Genomic DNA, 15497 nt, shown 5'->3' on the forward strand with positions numbered 1-15497 from the left:
TACTCCTTGCGCTCCCGCGAAACTTACTTGACGCCCGGCTAGTTGCCGTCTACCTTGCCCAGTGTAGTAACTAGCCGGGCGGCAAGTAAGTGGCCGCCGGGGGGAGTGGGAAGAAGGAAGATGGCGGACACGGTGGAGAACGCCCAAGAGGGGCGGAAACAGCGGAGCGTGCGCGTTGTACTGCTCGCGCTCATGATCGCGATGATGCTCGCGATGCTCGACAACATGATCGTGGGTACGGCGATGCCCACGATCGTCGGTGAACTCGGCGGTCTGGAACACCTGTCGTGGGTGGTGACCGGCTACACCCTGGCCACCGCGGCCTCTACCCCGATCTGGGGCAAGCTCGGTGACATGTACGGGCGCAAGGGCGCCTTCCTCAGCTCGATCGTGCTCTTCCTGATCGGCTCGGCGCTCAGCGGCATGGCCCAGAACATGGGCGAGCTGATCGGCTTCCGTGCCGTGCAGGGTCTCGGCGCCGGCGGCCTGATGGTCGGCGTGATGGCGATCATCGGCGACCTGGTGCCGCCGCGGGAGCGGGGCAAGTACCAGGGCATGATGGCCGGCGTCATGGCGCTGGCGATGATCGGCGGTCCGCTGGTCGGCGGCACCATCACCGACAACTGGGGCTGGCGCTGGTCCTTCTACATCAACCTGCCGCTCGGCGCGGTCGCCCTCGTGCTGGTCACCGCCGTGCTGCACCTGCCGAAGAAGCGGTCCCAGGCGGGCATCGACTACCTCGGTGTCGTCCTGCTGACCGTCGGCATCACCTCGATCGTGCTGGTCACCACCTGGGGCGGCAGCGAGTACGCCTGGAGCTCCGCGCGCATCCTGGAGCTGATCGCGCTCGGCGTGGTCGCGCTGGTCGGGTTCGTGTTCTGGCAGACGAAGGCCGCCGAGCCGGTGCTGCCGCTGCACATCTTCCGCAGCCGCAACTTCACCCTGATGTCCGTCATCGGCTTCATCACCGGCTTCGTGATGTTCGGCGCCACGCTGTTCCTGCCGCTCTACCAGCAGGCGGTGCAGGGCGCGTCCGCGACCAACTCCGGTCTGCTGCTGCTGCCGATGCTCGGCGCGATGATGGTCACGTCGATGGTCGCCGGCCGCGTCACCACCAACAGTGGCCGCTACAAGATCTTCCCGATCGTCGGCGGTGTGCTGATGGTCGTCGGCCTGTACCTGATGTCGCTGATGGACACGGGCACGACCCGCCTCACCTCCGGCCTCTACATGGCCGTGCTCGGCCTCGGCATGGGCTGCCTGATGCAGATCACCATGCTGGTGGCGCAGAACAGCGTCGAGATGAAGGACATGGGCGTGGCCTCGTCGTCCACGACGCTGTTCCGGACGCTCGGTTCCTCGTTCGGTGTCGCCGTCATGGGCGCGCTGTTCAACAACCGGGTCAAGGACGTCATGGCCGAGCGGGCCGGTGCGCTGGGCAAGAACATCACCGAGCAGTCCGCCCAGCTCGACGCGAAGAGCCTGAAGAAGCTGCCGCCGCTGGCCCGCGAGGCGTACCAGCACGCGGTCTCCGCGGGCACCCACTCCGCGTTCCTGCTGGGTGCCGTGATCGCCGTCCTGGTCCTGCTGGCGGCCTTCTTCGTCAAGGAGGTCCCCCTGCGGGGCGGCCCCCAGACCCCGAAGACCGAGGAATCGGAAGCGGTGGTGCCCCCGCTGGCCGAGGCGATCTGACCTCGCCGTCCGCGCACCGAAGGCCCCCGGCGGGTGTCCGCCCCGGGGGCCTTCGCCTTTGCGTGTTCCCGCGCCGGGCACACTCGGCAGGACCGCCGACGGGGCCGGGGAACGAGCCGCGCCCGGGTAGGGGCGGGCCGCCCCGCCTCCCTCGTCAGCGCTTCGTCGACAGGCTCGCGCCGCCCGAGGCCTCCAGGACGACGCCGGTCACGAAGCCGTTCGCGGCGAGCATGTGCAGGGCGCGGGCGATGTCCTCGGGGCGGCCGACCCGGCCCACCGGGGTGGCGGCGGCGATGTCCTCGAAGATGGCCTGGCGCTGCTCGGCCGGCTTGTCGTCCCACCAGGGGGTGTCGACGACGCCCGGGGCGACCGCGTTGATCCGCAGCGGGGCCAGTTCGACGGCGAGCGGCGGGACCATCGCCTCCAGGGCGCCGTTGATCGCGGCGAGGCCGGCGGTGCCCGGGATGGCGGCGCGGGCGGACGCGGCGGTCACCAGGGTGACCGAGCCGTCCCGGCGCAGCGCGGGCAGCGCGGCCTGGAGCACCCGGACCTGCGGCCAGAACTTGCCGTCGAAACCCGCCGCCAGGTCCGCGAGGTCCAGCTCGGCGAAGGCTCCGGCGCCCTTGCCGCCGCTGAGGGCGACGATCAGGTGGTCGACGGTGCCGGACCCGGCGAAGAAGGCGTCCAGCGCGGCCCGGTCCGAGGCGTCCAGCCGGTGGCCCGAGACCTTTCCGCCCTGGCCGGCGAGCCGCGTCACCGCGGCGTCGAGCCGGTCCTGGCCGCGACCGGTGATGATCACCTCCGCGCCGTCCGCCGCGCAGAACGCGGCGGTCGCCTCGCCGATGCCCGAGCTGCCGCCCATGACGACGACACGCTGTCCGGCGAGGGGGTGCGCAAGGGTGTGCGGAGTGCTCATGAGTGGCTTCTCTCCCGAGGCGTCACCGGGTTCCGGCCTGTTGCCGAGAACGCCGGTCTCGCCAAGCGTTGCCGAGACCGCTAGTCTCGTCAAGGGGGTTTCGAGAGGAAGTGGCACGTGCACGACACCAGGGAACCGCGCCCGCACACCGGGCGGCGCCGCAACGAGGCCGCCCGCCGGGCGATCCTCGACGCCGCCCTCGGCCTGCTCGCCGACGCGGACGGCGCCCCCGTCACCGTGGAGACCATCGCGCGCGCCGCGGGTGTCGGCAGACAGACCCTGTACCGCTGGTGGCCGTCCAAGGGCGCCGTCCTGCTGGACGCGCTGCTGGACCGGGCCGCCCAGGACGTACCCGCGCCGGACACGGGAAACCTCCGGGACGATCTGCGGGCCCTGGTGACCGCCACCTTCGAGGCGGCGCAGCGGCCCCCCTCCGGCCCGGCCCTGCGCACGCTGGTCCGCGAGGCGGCCCGGGACCCGCGGCTGGCCGAACTGCTGCGGACGTTCACCGAGTCGCGCCGGGCCGCGGTGCGCGCGGTCCTGGAGCGGGGCCGCGAGCGCGGCGAACTCCCGGCGGGCCAGGACGTCGATCTGCTGGTCGACCAGTTCTACGGCCTGTTCTGGTACCGCTTCCTGCTCGGCCACGCCCCCCTGGACCGGCCCGCCGCACTGCGGCTCACCGATGCGCTGCTCGGCCAGGCCCTTGCCGAAAGACCCTGAGGGTCAGCCGGTGCTCCCCGACAGCGGCAGCATCGGGTAGCTGCCCGTGTTGGTGGGCGCGTGCTCGGGGAGCCAGAGGACCGCCACCGCGCCCTCGGCGGGCAGCTGGGCGGGGGTGCCGACCGGGCGGATGTTGCGGAAGGTGAGCCGGGCGCCGAGGACCCGGGCCTGGCCGGCCGCGATGGTCAGGCCCAGGCCGTGCCCCTTGCCCGCGCGGTCCTTGCTGCCGGTGCGGAACCGGCTCGGGCCCTCGGCCAGCAGCTCCTCGGGGAAGCCGGGGCCGTGGTCGCGGACCCGGATCACCCGGCCCTCGACGCTCACCTCGATCGGCGGCCGGCCGTGCCGCGCGGCGTTGGCGAGCAGGTTGAACAGCACCCGCTCCAGGCGCCGCGGGTCGGTCGTCACCTCGGACTCGTGGACGATCCGTACGACGATCTCCGGGTCCTTGGCGGCCACCCGCCGGGCCACGAACTCGCCGAGCAGGATGTCCTGGAGTTCGGCCCGCTCCGAGGCGCTGTCCAGGCGGGCCACCTCCAGCACGTCCTCGACCAGCGTGCGCATCGCCTTGGCCCGGTCCAGCACCAGCTCGGTGGGCCGGCCCGGCGGCAGCAGCTCGGCGGCCGTCAGCAGCCCCGTCACCGGGGTGCGCAGCTCGTGCGCGATGTCCGCGGTGACCCGCCGCTCGGCCTCCAGCCGCTGCCGCAGCGCGTCCGCCATGGCGTCCACGGCCCGCGCGAGATCGTCGGTCTCGTCCCGTACGACCCCGCCGATCGCCTCCCGCACCCGTACGTCGGTCTCGCCCCGGGCGACCTCGTTCGCCGCGGCCGCCGCCTTGCGCAGCCGCCCGGACAGCTGCCCGCCGATCAGCACGCCGAGCGCGCTGCCGCCGAGGACGACCGCGATGGAGCCGATGACCAGGGCCTGGTCCAGGTCGTTCATCACGCCCAGGGACCGGTCGGGGAAGTGGCTGTGCCAGGAGAGGACGTGCCCGTCCTTGGCGGGTACGGCGGCCCAGATGTCCGGCGGCTTCGAGCCGTGGTCGGCGACGTCGCTGGCCCGCCGTCCGGCCGCCACCTTCTGCCGCAGCGCGCGCGGCAGCGCCGGGTCGTCGATCTTGATGTCGGGGAAGTTGGTCCGCCCGTACAGCTCGTAGTTGCGCTGGGCCAGCAGGACCCGGTCGTTGGCCAGGTCGCGCGCGTTGTCCAGCATGGAGACCCGGGCCGCGTTGTGCACGACCAGGCTCAGCGCGACCGCCACGAGCCCGGCCACCAGCGCGATCGCCGCGCTCAGCTTCCATCTGATCCCGGTGTGCAGGCCGACGCGCTCCATGCGCCGGACCGGGTGGCGAAGAAACCCCCGCATGCCGCCGCTCCGTTCAGGCCTTCAGTTTGTAGCCGAAGCCACGGACGGTCTCGATGCGGTCCTGGCCGATCTTCTGCCGCAGCCGCTGCACATGCACGTCGACCACCCGGGTGTCGCCGCCCCAGCCGTAGTCCCACACCCGCTCCAGGAGCTTGTCGCGGGAGAGGACCGAGCCCGGCGCGGAGGAGAACTCCAGCAGCAGCCGCATCTCGGTGGGGGTGAGCGCCACCGGCTCCCCGGCCCGGTGCACCTCCATGCCGTCGGTGTCGATCCGCAGGTCGCCGAAGGTCAGGGTGGAGCCGTCCTGCACCGCGGACCCGGTCTCCTCCGGATGGTGGGAGCCGCCCGCGTGCCCGAAGCGGCGCAGCACCGCCCGGATCCGGGCGACCAGCACGGCACCGTCGAACGGCTTGGTCACGTAGTCGTCCGCGCCCGCCTCCAGGCCGAGGACGACGTCGATGGAGTCGGCGCGCGCCGACAGCATGATCACCGGCACGGTCGACTCGTCCCGGATCCGCCGGCACAGGCTGACGCCGTCCAGCCCCGGGACCATGACGTCGAGCAGGGCGATGTCGGGGCGGTTCGCCCGGAACGCCGCCAGGCCCGACAGCCCGTCGGGCATGGCCGTGACCGCGAAGCCGTCCCGCTCCAGCGCGAGCTGGGTGGCCTCGCGGATGACGTCGTCGTCCTCGACGAACAGAACGTGGGTCTGGTCTGCCATCCCGGGTGCTCTCTGTCCTCGTAACGGTGCTGGTCGTGATGGGGGCGCGCGCGGTCAGTCGTCCGGCACGGGCGACGGAACCTCGCCGGCCGACTTGCTGTACTCGTTGCGCACGCTCTTGCCGGGCGCGAACCGTCCCGTCTTCCAGGTGTACGGCGTCACGATCTCACCGGACGGGCTGGAGATGGGATCGCCCTTCTCGTAATACTGCCTCGTCACCGAAAGCCGACCCTGGTCGATCTCCGCATAGACCGGGGACTCCTCGGTCCGGAAGACGTTCTTGAAGACGCCGGACTCCTCCCGGTACACATACGAGCCGATCCCGACCGCGTCGGCGCAGGTCAGCACGTTGACCACCACGTCGTCCACCGAGTTCCCGGTCAGATCGCCGTACGAGACGTCCACCGGGTACTCGTCGCCGCTGCACGGCTTCAGCTCCCGCTTGACCGCGGCCGAGACGGCCGGGTCCTGCTTGAGCAGCCGTACGGCGTCCACCTTCCGGTACTTGTCCGGGTCGGACGGCGACGGCGAGGGGGAGGCGACGGCCCCGGCCACCGCCGAGGCGTGCGCTGGGCCCTCGTCCCGCGCCCCCGTGCCGCCCGTGCCGCACGCCGCGGCGAAAAGGGCGAGGGCGGTGACCGAGGCCACCGCCGCGATCACCGCCAGCAAACTCCCGCGGGCCGGTTCCGGCCCGGGCCCGGTCAGGCCGCGCAACGCTCCCGCTCCTCACGCTCCAGCGCCCGTGCGTCCAGGTCGCGGGCCTCCAGCTCCTCACGGAGCCGGGCGAGCGCCCGGTGCAGTGTGCTCTTGACCGTACCGGCCGACATGCCGAGGGCCGCAGCCGTCTCCTCCGTGGACATCTGCTCCCAGTGTCGCAGCACCACGACGCTGCGCTGCTTGGGTGCGAGAACCTTCAGGACATCCATCAGCAGGGCGCGGTCGGCGTGCTGCTCGGTGGAGTCGTCCACGCAGGCGTCCGGCAGCTGCTCGGTGGGGACCTCCTCCAGCTTGCGTGCCCGCCACCACTCGGTCCGCGTGTTGATCATGACCCGGCGCAGATAGGCGTCGGCGAGCCGCTTGTCGGCGATGCCGTCCCAGCGGCCGTACGTCCGTACCAGCGCGGTCTGCAGCAGGTCCTGGGCGTCGACGGGGTCCGGCACCAGTCGACGCGCACTGCGCAGCAGCGCGTCCTGCCGCGTGCGGACGTACTCCTCGAATTCGAGCACCTCGCCCTGGGCCATGTTCAACCGCCTCCGTTCCCCGTGTGCTCCGGCTCCCCGCCGAAGTCCCGCCGTCCTGCTGTCCGTCCCGGTGGTCCGCCGGGCACGAACAAGAAGGTAGGCAGTCGTTGTCACGAGGCTGTGCGCACCAGCCTGCGGCTGGCAATCGGCTATCCGTCGGTTGTGTAACGGACGTAGGAAGCGGGTAAAGAGGTGAACCCTTATGACCGGTTATGCGGCTTTTGTTGGGGGCTGGTTGGGCGCGGGTCTCCGTAACAGAGGCACGCCCGCTGTGAACTGGCTGGGTGTCAGGTCAGCGGCAGCCGGTACAGACCGCCCGGCAGCGGCTCCACCAGACCGTCGGTGACGAGCCCGTCGAGCGCGCGGGCCCGCTGCACCGGCTCGTGCCACACCCGGTCCAGCACCGCCTGCGGCACCGGCGTGTGCGCCTCCCGCAGCACGGCCAGCAGCTTGCCGCGCACCTGCCGGTCGGTGCCGGCGTACGTCTGCCCCCGGCGCGGCGGGCCCTGGTGCTCCGGCTTGCCGGCCAGCCGCCAGGCGCACTGCGCGGCGATCGGGCAGCGCGCGCAGCCCTCGTTCTTCGCCGTGCACACCAGCGCGCCCAGCTCCATGGAGGCGGCGGCCCAGCGCGCGGCCGTCGCCTCCTCCTCGGGCAGCAGCTCGCGGGCGAGGCGCCGCTCGGCCGCCGTGGTCGCGTTCGGCGGGTACTGCACCCCCGTCACCGCCCGCGCCAGCACCCGGCGCACATTCGTGTCCAGCACCGGGTGCCGCTGCCCGTACGCGAACGAGGCCACCGCGGCGGCCGTGTACTCGCCGATGCCGGGCAGCGCGAGCAGCTGCGCATGCTCCGTCGGTACGTCCCCGCCGTGCCGTTCCGTTATGGCGACCGCGGCGCCGTGCAACCGCAGCGCACGGCGCGGATAGCCGAGCCGGCCCCAGGCGCGCACCGCCTCGCCGGGAGCCTCCTTCGCCAGGTCGGCGGGGCGCGGCCAGCGGGCGAGCCACTGCTCGTAGACGGGCAGCACCCGGTTCACCGGGGTCTGCTGGAGCATGAACTCGCTGACCATCACCCCCCAAGCGCCCGCCTCCGGGCGGCGCCAGGGGAGGTCGCGGGCGTGGGCGTCGAACCAGGCGATCACGGGGGCGTGGAGCTTCTCAGTCATGGCCTTCCGATCCTGCCACGCCCCGCCGGGTGGTGCGGGTGACGGCGCGGTCACCGAGCGTGCCGGAAACTGAAAAACCGTGCCTGCCGGGGCAGTTGCCGGGATGATGATCCGGAAAAGTTGTCGCGCGCACGGCGGGTGGCGCAAGGCCGCGCGCCGATCTCTCGTAGAGTTTGGGCGTGGGATCTCTGCGCAATCCGGTCGGGCCGCTTCCCTCCTCCATCTACTGGCGTCGGAGGGCCGTACTGCTGTCGGTGGTCGCCGTGGTGGCGCTGCTGATCGCCTGGTTCGTCACCGCCGGGGGCGGGGGCGGCAAGAAGGGCACCAGCGCGTCCGGCGGCAAGAATCCCGCGAACACCATCACACCCGGTCCGTCCGGGTCGGGTCCCGCCTACAGCCAACACCCGGGCGGGCGCGACGAGTCGGGGGGCTCGGGCTCCGGTTCGGGGTCGGATTCCGGTTCCGGTTCCGCTTCCGGTGACGGCGGGGGCTCCGGTTCCGATTCCGGTACCGGCGACGGCGGTTCGGGCACGGGCGGTTCGAGTGCCGGCTCCGCCGCCGGCGGCGGGGTCGTCGCGGGCGACGCCCTCCCCGGCTCCTCCCCGCTGCCCGACTGCACGGCCGGGGCGGTGTCGCTGAGCCTGCGCAGCCTGCACAACTCCTACTCGCCCGACCAGACGCCGACCTTCGAACTCACCGCGAAGAACGGCTCGTCCGCCGACTGCAAGGTCGACCTCGGGCCGAAGAACGCGGTGCTGACGATCACGCCCGCGGACACCGACGACGCGTTCTGGTCCTCCGCCGACTGCCCCAAGGGCGCGGGCAACCTGCCATTCCGGGTGCCGGCCGGCAAGAGCATCACGTACACCGTGCGGTGGGACCGCCACCCGAGCGCCGCCCACTGCGCGACACCGTCCGGCGGCACGGCGAAGGCGGGCACGTATCTGCTGGAGGCAAAGACCCCGGGGTACGGGAAACTGACGGCGTCGTTCGTGCTGTCGGCGGACTAGGACCTCTCGTTTGGATCAGGCCGGCGCGCCGCGTCGGGCGGGAACCGCGTCGCGCCTGCCGCTGGTCAGACGTACCGCTCCAGGATCGAGGACTCGGCCAGGCGGGACAGACCCTCGCGGACGCTCCTCGCCCGCGCCTCGCCCACGCCGTCCACCGTCTGGAGGTCGTCCACGCTCGCGGCCAGCAACTTCTGGAGGCCGCCGAAGTGTTCGACCAGCCGGTCGATGATCGCGCCGGGCAGCCGCGGCACCTTGGCCAGCAGCCGGAAGCCCCGCGGGGACACCGCGGAGTCGAGCGTCTCGGGCGAACCGGTGTAGCCCAACGCCCGCGCCACCGTGCCGACTTCGATCAGCTCCGCCTGGGTGAGCGCGTCCAGCTCGGACAGGGCCTGCTCCACCGTGCGGGAACGCTTCGCCGTCGGCTCGGGCACGTAGTCCCGCACCACCAGCTCCCGGTCCGGTTCGACCCCCGCGATCAACTCCTCCAGCTGGAGGGCGAGGAGGCGGCCGTCGGTGCCCAGCTCCACCACATACTCGGCGATCTCGGTGGCGATCCGCCGGACCATCTCCAGGCGCTGCGCGACGGCGGACACGTCCCGCACCGTCACCAGGTCCTCGATCTCCAGCGCCGACAGCGTGCCCGCCACCTCGTCCAGGCGCAGCTTGTACCGCTCCAGCGTGGCCAGCGCCTGGTTCGCGCGGGAGAGGATCGCCGCGGAGTCCTCCAGGACACGGCGCTGACCGTCGACGTAGAGTGCGATCAGCCGCATCGACTGGGAGACCGAGACCACCGGGAAGCCGACCTGCTTGCTCACCCGGTCCGCCGTGCGGTGCCGGGTGCCCGTCTCCTCCGTGGGGATCGTCGGGTCCGGGACCAGCTGGACGCCCGCGCGCAGGATCTTCGACAGGTCCGACGACAGCACGATGCCGCCGTCCAGCTTGCACAGCTCCCGCAGCCGGGTCGCGGTGAACTCCACGTCCAGCACGAACCCGCCCGTGCACATCGCCTCGACGGTCTTGTCGGAGCCGAGCACGATCAGCCCGCCGGTGTTGCCGCGCAGCACGCGCTCCAGGCCGTCCCGCATGGCCGTACCGGGTGCCACGGCGCTCAGCGAGGCGCGCATCAGGCCATCGGAACCGGCACTCCCACCGGACTTTCCGGGAGCTGCTGCCCGGTCGTTGGCTGCCACTGCACTCCTCCGGTCGCAGGTTCTGACGCGCTCCCGTACCCGCACGCGGTTCGTACGGACGGGCGAGACCTGGGCAAAGTCTACCGGCGGTCCTCCGCCTCCCGTGGGGCCTCTCGGCGACGGGAGCGGGGCAGGACCCGCAGTGCGTCTCCCATGTCGGCGACTTCCAGCACCTTCATCCCCGGCGGGATCTTCCCCGGATCACCCGGCACCAGGGCATGTGTGAAGCCCAGCCGGTGCGCCTCGGCGAGTCTGCGCTGCACGCCCGTGACCCGCCTCACCTCGCCCGCCAGGCCCACCTCGCCGATGGCCACCAGGTTCTTCGGCAGCGGGGTGTCGCTCGCCGCGGAGGCCAGCGCGAGGGCGATCGCCAGGTCGGCCGCCGGCTCGGACAGCTTCACCCCGCCGACCGTCGCCGAGTAGATGTCCCGCTTGCCGAGGGCGCTGATCCGCCCGCGCTGTTCGAGCACGGCCAGCATCATCGACACCCGGGAGGTCTCCAGACCGGACGTCGTGCGCCTGGGGGAGGGGATCTGGGAGTCGACGGTCAGCGCCTGCACCTCCGCGACCAGCGGGCGGCGGCCCTCCAGGGTCACGGTCAGACAGGTGCCCGGCACCGGTTCGTCGCGCCGGGTGAGGAAGAGGCCGCTGGGGTCGGCCAGGCCGGTGATGCCCTCGTCGTGCAGCTCGAAGCAGCCGACCTCGTCCGTGGCGCCGTACCGGTTCTTGACGCCGCGTACCAGGCGCAGCCGGGCGTGCCGGTCGCCCTCGAAGTGCAGCACGACGTCCACCAGGTGCTCCAGGAGGCGGGGGCCCGCGATGGCGCCGTCCTTGGTGACGTGGCCCACCAGCAGCGTGGACATGCCGCGCTCCTTGGAGGCGCGGATCAGCGCCCCGGCCACCTCGCGCACCTGGGCCATGCCGCCGGGCGCCCCCTCGATCTCCGGGGAGGCGACGGTCTGCACCGAGTCGAGGACCAGCAGGGACGGCTTGACCTCGTCCAAGTGACCGAGGACCGCGGACAGATCGGTCTCCGCGGCCAGATACAGATGATCGTGCAGGGCGCCGATGCGGTCGGCGCGCAGCCGTACCTGGCTCGCCGACTCCTCGCCCGTGACGTAGAGGGTGCGGTGCTCCTCGCTCGCCGCCTTGGCCGCCACGTCCAGCAGCAGGGTGGACTTGCCGACGCCCGGCTCGCCCGCGAGCAGCACCACCGCGCCCGGCACCAGCCCGCCGCCGAGCACCCGGTCCAGCTCGGGCACGCCGGTGGAGCGGGCGGTGGCCTGCCGGCCGTCGACCTGGCCGATGGGCAGCGCGGAGTTCACGACCCGGCCGGGCGCCGTGGTGCGCACGGCGGGCGCGCCGTACTCCTCGACCGTGCCCCACGCCTGGCACTCGGGGCAGCGGCCGAGCCACTTGGCCGTCTGCCAGCCGCACTCGGTGCAGCGGTAGGACGGGCGGTCCTTGGTGGTCTTGGTACGGGCAGCCATGCGGAAACCGTAGCCCGCGGCACTGACAGCGGAACGGGGGACCGCCATGTGGGTGGACCCGTACCGGTCACCGGGCGTCCGTATTCAGCCGCGGAACAAAGGGTTCCTGTCCCCTTATGAGGGATCGTTTCACCCGTACGGATTAAAACAGCTCAAGGCTCCGGAAGGGACGCTCCGCCGCGGCCTACGGTCGCACGGGTGATGAGCAGCAGCCCGGAGACCACCCCCCGCACCACCGGCGCGTACCGGGCGCACGGCCGGGCGCGAGAGGCGCGCGAGACGCGTGAACCCGGCGACCGTGCGCAGGCGCCCGAGCCGCGTGAGACCCGCGAGGCGGACGACGCTCGTGACGTTCATGGGGCGCCCGATGCCCGCAGGGCCCGTGAGGCCCGCGACCGGGCCGCCGCGCACTCCATCGCCCGCCGCGCGTCGTCGAGCCACGAGCCGTACCTGGACGGCCTGTTCACCTACTGCCTGTCCATCCTGTGCGACCACGACGCGGCCACCGCCGCCCTGGGCGACGCCCTCGCGCTGGCCGAGCGGCGCGCGCACCGCGCCCCCGCCGCCGACGGCGACCGCAGGGCCTGGCTGTACGCGCTGGCCCGCTGGTCGTGTCTGCGCAAGCTGGCCGAGGCCAAGCAGCGGCGGCAGGCCGCGCACGCGGCGGGCCGCACCGGCAAGCCCGCCGGACAGGAGCCGTCCGGACCCGACCTCCCCGCGCCGCTCCAGGAACACCGGCGCCGGGAGCTGGCCCTGCTCGCCTGGCCGGAGGCGGCCGGCACCACCCCCGAGCAGCGCGAGGCCCTGGAACTCGCCGTCCGCCACCACCTCACCGCCCGCGAGGTCGCCGCCGTCCTCGGCATGGCACCGGCCGCCGCCCGCGATCTGCTGGCCGCGGCCGCCTGCGAGGTCGAGCGCACCCGCGCCGCGCTCGCCGTGGTGGAGACCGGCGGCTGCCCGAGCGTCGCGCACCTCACCGGGGACAACCGGCTGATCCTCTCCACGGCGCTGCGCCGCGAGCTGGTCCGGCACGTCGACGACTGCCCGCGCTGCCGCCGCACCGCCGAACGCGCGGCCCCCGGCCGCTGGCCCGGCACCACGGTCACCCCCGCCGAGCTGCCGGTCCTGGAGGCGCCCCGCGCGGCCCTCGCCGCACTCTCCCGGTCGCGGGTCGCGGCCGCCCCCCGCTTCGACCGCCGCGGCTTCCCGATGGACCCCAAGGACCGTGCGGCCCGCCGCGACCGGCTGCGCGCCCGCGCGGTGACGACGACGGTGGTCGCGACGGTGGTGGCGGCACCCGCGCTCGCCCTGTGGGCCGCCTACCGGGGCGCGCCGGCCGGGGAGGGCGACGGCCACCACGGCACCACCCACGAGGCGCAGGGCCCCGACACGCTCGGGGGCGGCGGCACGGGCGGCTACGAGAACGCGGGCAGCGCGCGCGTGAAGCGTCCGGGCGAGGACGGCAAGCCGGACGTCTCGGTGGCGGTGCGCAATGTCCTGGGAACCGGCACGGACGCCTCCGGCGGTCTGACGGTGACCGCGGCGAACGACGGCGACACCACCCTGATCACCCTGACGGCCACCGGCTCGTCCCCCCTGCGCTGGTCGGCGACCACGGGAGCGTCCTGGCTCTATCTGAGCCGCTCCTCGGGCACCCTCGCCCCCGGCACCTCCGTGACCGTGAAGGCCTACGTCGACCACCTCCGGGAGCCCTCGGGTCCCTGGCACGCCCAGGTGGCCGTCTCCCCGGCCGGCGCGGTGGTCACCATCACCGGCTACGGCACGGCCCCGACCCGCCACCCCGTGCCGCCCTCGCCCACCCCCACCCCGAGCATCCCCACCCCACCTCCGCCCGCCACCCCGACCTCCCCGCCCACGGAACCCACGCCCCCACCGCCCACCGACACCTCGCCCCCCACACCCCCGCCGCCGCCCCCGACCGAGACGCCGAGCCCGTCCGACACGTAGGAGGTCACGCCGGGGTGCGGGCGCCGCAGGTGCGGGGGAGCGGGCGGTCAGCGGCCCAGGGGCCCGCGGAGTGGGGGCGCACTGCGGCCGGCCGGGCGGCGGGCTTTACGGCCGGGGTGCGGGCATCGTGGAAGCCCGGGCGCGAAGCCCGGGCGGAAAACAGAGAGTGGCGGCTACGGTGCCGGGTCCGCCGGGTGCGGGGCCACCACCGGGAGCGCCGACGCCAGACGCTGCTCGCACAGTTCGACCAGGCGGTCGTACCCCGCCTTGCCCATCAGCTCCGTGAGCTCGGCCCGGTAGGAGAGGTACACCGGCTCGCCCGCGCCGTGCGCCGACGTCGCCGACGTGCACCACCAGTGCAGGTCGTGGCCGCCGGGGCCCCAGCCCCTGCGGTCGTACTCCCCGATGGACACCTGGAGCACCCGCGTGTCGTCCGGCCGGTCGATCCACTCGTACGTCCGCCGGATCGGCAGCTGCCAGCACACGTCCGGCTTGGTCTCCAGCGGCTCCCGCCCCTCCTTCAGCGCCAGGATGTGCAGCGAGCAGCCCGCGCCGCCCGCGAACCCCGGCCGGTTCTGGAAGATGCAGGACCCCTGGAAGGGCCGCGTCTGCCGGGACCCCTCCTCGTCCTCCGAGACCCAGCCGCCGCGCAGCCCCTCGTCGTGGTGCTGCCAGATGTCCGGCGTGAGCCGGGCCACGTGCGCGGCGACCCGCTTCTCGTCGTCCTCGTCGGAGAAGTGCGCGCCCAGCGAGCAGCAGCCGTCGTCCGCGCGGCCCGCCTGGATGCCCTGGCAGCCGCTGCCGAAGATGCAGTTCCAGCGCGAGGTCAGCCAGGTCAGATCGCAGCGGAAGACCTGCTCGTCGTCCGCCGGATCGGGAAACTCCACCCACGCGCGCGCGAAGTCGAGCCCCTTCTCGTCGCTCACCTTCGACCCCTTGGAAGCTCTGGCGGCCTTGCGTACCTTGTCCGCCTTTTCAGCTTTTGCCGACTTTGCCTTTTTCGTCTTTGGCACTCGTCCAGGGTAAGGGCCCCGCCCCCGGACCGGGGACCGAGGAGCCGCGTTCTGGCAGTAGCGTTCCGTACATGAGACTCGGTGTCCTGGACGTGGGTTCGAACACGGTGCATCTGCTGGTGGTGGACGCCCACCCCGGCGCCCGCCCGCTGCCCGCCCATTCGCACAAGGCCGACCTTCGGCTCGCCCAACTCCTCGACGACGGCGGCGCCATCGGGGACGCCGGCATCGAGAAGCTCGTCGACGTCGTACGCGACGCCCTCCAGGCCGCCGAGGACAAGGGCGTCGAGGACCTGCTGCCGTTCGCGACCTCCGCCGTCCGCGAGGCGAGCAACGCCGACGAGGTCCTCGCCCGGGTCACCGACGAGACCGGCGTACGACTCCAGGTCCTCTCCGGCGCCGAGGAGGCCCGCCTCACCTTCCTCGCCGTACGCCGCTGGTTCGGCTGGTCCGCCGGGAAGCTGCTGGTGCTGGACATCGGCGGCGGCTCCCTGGAGATCGCCTTCGGCATCGACGAGGAACCGGACGCCGCCGCCTCCCTCCCGCTCGGCGCCGGTCGGCTCACCGCCGGCTGGCTGCCCGGCGACCCGCCCGCCCCGGACGACGTGCGCGCCCTGCGCCGCCACGTCCGCGCGGAGATCGCCCGCACGGTCGGCGAGTTCGCCCGCTTCGGCGCCCCCGACCACGTCGTCGCCACCTCCAAGACCTTCAAACAGCTGGCCCGCATCGCCGGCGCCGCCCGCAGCGCCGAGGGCCTCTACGTGCAGCGCGAACTCAAGCGCGAGTCCCTGGAGGCCTGGGTCCCGCGCCTGTCCGGCATGACCATCGACCAGCGCGCGGAGCTGCCCGGCGTCTCCGACGGCAGGGCGGCCCAGCTCCTCGCCGGCGCCCTGGTGGCCGAGGGCGCGATGGACCTCTTCGGCGTGGAGAGCCTGGAGATATGCCCGTGGGCGCTGCGCGAGGGCGTCATCCTGCGGCGCCTCGACCACATGGGCACCGCCTAGGCCCCCC

Annotated in this window: 14 protein-coding genes; 5 read left to right on the plus strand and 9 right to left on the minus strand. The window is 73.1% G+C overall.

The annotated features are described in order from the left end of the window. Positions 1-120 precede the first annotated feature (120 nt). Positions 121-1692: an MDR family MFS transporter gene (locus tag ACSP97_RS20145; protein WP_355149769.1), complete on the plus strand. Its 1572-nt coding sequence runs from the start codon at positions 121-123 to the stop codon at positions 1690-1692. A gap of 154 nt (positions 1693-1846) precedes the next feature. On the opposite strand, the gene ACSP97_RS20150 is transcribed toward ACSP97_RS20145, so the two are convergent. Beyond that, positions 1847-2608 carry an SDR family oxidoreductase gene (locus ACSP97_RS20150; RefSeq protein ID WP_382077597.1) on the minus strand — a complete coding sequence of 254 codons (762 nt, stop codon included), beginning with the start codon at positions 2606-2608 and terminating at the stop codon, positions 1847-1849. A gap of 117 nt (positions 2609-2725) precedes the next feature. On the opposite strand from ACSP97_RS20150, the gene ACSP97_RS20155 reads away from it, so the two are divergent. Next, positions 2726-3328: a TetR/AcrR family transcriptional regulator gene (locus tag ACSP97_RS20155; protein ID WP_355149773.1), complete on the plus strand. Its 603-nt coding sequence runs from the start codon at positions 2726-2728 to the stop codon at positions 3326-3328. A gap of 3 nt (positions 3329-3331) precedes the next feature. On the opposite strand, the gene cseC is transcribed toward ACSP97_RS20155, so the two are convergent. From cseC to ACSP97_RS20180, 5 genes are all read right to left on the minus strand, one after another. Then, on the minus strand, positions 3332-4690 hold the full coding sequence (gene cseC, locus ACSP97_RS20160) for a two-component system sensor histidine kinase CseC (RefSeq protein ID WP_440553660.1): 1359 nt from the start codon (positions 4688-4690) through the stop codon (positions 3332-3334). A 13-nt stretch (positions 4691-4703) separates the two neighbouring features. Then, positions 4704-5411 carry a two-component system response regulator CseB gene (cseB, locus tag ACSP97_RS20165; RefSeq protein WP_355149777.1) on the minus strand — a complete coding sequence of 236 codons (708 nt, stop codon included), beginning with the start codon at positions 5409-5411 and terminating at the stop codon, positions 4704-4706. Between the two features lie 54 nt (positions 5412-5465). Continuing rightward, on the minus strand, positions 5466-6125 hold the full coding sequence (locus ACSP97_RS20170) for a hypothetical protein (protein WP_382011206.1): 660 nt from the start codon (positions 6123-6125) through the stop codon (positions 5466-5468). Further along, complete coding sequence (locus ACSP97_RS20175) at positions 6113-6652, minus strand: SigE family RNA polymerase sigma factor (RefSeq protein WP_070022497.1); 540 nt, start codon at positions 6650-6652, stop codon at positions 6113-6115. Before ACSP97_RS20175 ends, ACSP97_RS20170 begins: the two co-directional genes overlap by 13 nt. Positions 6653-6939: 287 nt before the next feature. After that, positions 6940-7815, minus strand: a complete 876-nt coding sequence (locus ACSP97_RS20180; protein ID WP_355149779.1) for an A/G-specific adenine glycosylase — start codon at positions 7813-7815, stop codon at positions 6940-6942. Between the two features lie 179 nt (positions 7816-7994). On the opposite strand from ACSP97_RS20180, the gene ACSP97_RS20185 reads away from it, so the two are divergent. Further along, positions 7995-8825 carry a hypothetical protein gene (locus tag ACSP97_RS20185; RefSeq protein WP_355328118.1) on the plus strand — a complete coding sequence of 277 codons (831 nt, stop codon included), beginning with the start codon at positions 7995-7997 and terminating at the stop codon, positions 8823-8825. 65 nt (positions 8826-8890) lie between these two features. On the opposite strand, the gene disA is transcribed toward ACSP97_RS20185, so the two are convergent. After that, entirely contained in the window at positions 8891-10015 is a 1125-nt protein-coding gene (gene disA, locus ACSP97_RS20190; protein WP_355529722.1) for a DNA integrity scanning diadenylate cyclase DisA, read from the minus strand. Positions 10016-10095: 80 nt separating this feature from the next. After that, positions 10096-11505, minus strand: coding sequence for a DNA repair protein RadA (gene radA, locus ACSP97_RS20195; RefSeq protein ID WP_355328120.1), 1410 nt, complete (start codon positions 11503-11505; stop codon positions 10096-10098). 201 nt (positions 11506-11706) lie between these two features. Between radA and ACSP97_RS20200 the strand changes: the two genes are divergently transcribed. Further along, positions 11707-13473: a BACON domain-containing protein gene (locus ACSP97_RS20200; protein WP_440553665.1), complete on the plus strand. Its 1767-nt coding sequence runs from the start codon at positions 11707-11709 to the stop codon at positions 13471-13473. A 173-nt stretch (positions 13474-13646) separates the two neighbouring features. On the opposite strand, the gene ACSP97_RS20205 is transcribed toward ACSP97_RS20200, so the two are convergent. After that, on the minus strand, positions 13647-14486 hold the full coding sequence (locus tag ACSP97_RS20205; RefSeq protein WP_440553667.1) for a hypothetical protein: 840 nt from the start codon (positions 14484-14486) through the stop codon (positions 13647-13649). Positions 14487-14557: 71 nt separating this feature from the next. On the opposite strand from ACSP97_RS20205, the gene ACSP97_RS20210 reads away from it, so the two are divergent. Beyond that, on the plus strand, positions 14558-15490 hold the full coding sequence (locus tag ACSP97_RS20210) for a Ppx/GppA phosphatase family protein (protein WP_355529728.1): 933 nt from the start codon (positions 14558-14560) through the stop codon (positions 15488-15490). The last annotated feature ends 7 nt before the right edge of the window (positions 15491-15497 follow it).

The organism is Streptomyces sp. SCPE 10 (assembly GCF_051980735.1).
Lineage (GTDB): Bacteria > Actinomycetota > Actinomycetes > Streptomycetales > Streptomycetaceae > Streptomyces > Streptomyces misionensis.

Excerpts from the sequence above, each read along its gene's own strand:
- ACSP97_RS20145 (WP_355149769.1), top strand. The coding sequence starts at position 121 with ATGGCGGACACGGTGGAGAACGCCCAAGAGGGGCGGAAACAGCGGAGC.
- ACSP97_RS20150 (WP_382077597.1), bottom strand. The coding sequence starts at position 2,608 with ATGAGCACTCCGCACACCCTTGCGCACCCCCTCGCCGGACAGCGTGTC.
- cseC (WP_440553660.1), bottom strand. The coding sequence starts at position 4,690 with ATGCGGGGGTTTCTTCGCCACCCGGTCCGGCGCATGGAGCGCGTCGGC.
- cseB (WP_355149777.1), bottom strand. The coding sequence starts at position 5,411 with ATGGCAGACCAGACCCACGTTCTGTTCGTCGAGGACGACGACGTCATC.
- ACSP97_RS20175 (WP_070022497.1), bottom strand. The coding sequence starts at position 6,652 with ATGGCCCAGGGCGAGGTGCTCGAATTCGAGGAGTACGTCCGCACGCGG.
- ACSP97_RS20180 (WP_355149779.1), bottom strand. The coding sequence starts at position 7,815 with ATGACTGAGAAGCTCCACGCCCCCGTGATCGCCTGGTTCGACGCCCAC.
- radA (WP_355328120.1), bottom strand. The coding sequence starts at position 11,505 with ATGGCTGCCCGTACCAAGACCACCAAGGACCGCCCGTCCTACCGCTGC.
- ACSP97_RS20200 (WP_440553665.1), top strand. The coding sequence starts at position 11,707 with ATGAGCAGCAGCCCGGAGACCACCCCCCGCACCACCGGCGCGTACCGG.
- ACSP97_RS20210 (WP_355529728.1), top strand. The coding sequence starts at position 14,558 with ATGAGACTCGGTGTCCTGGACGTGGGTTCGAACACGGTGCATCTGCTG.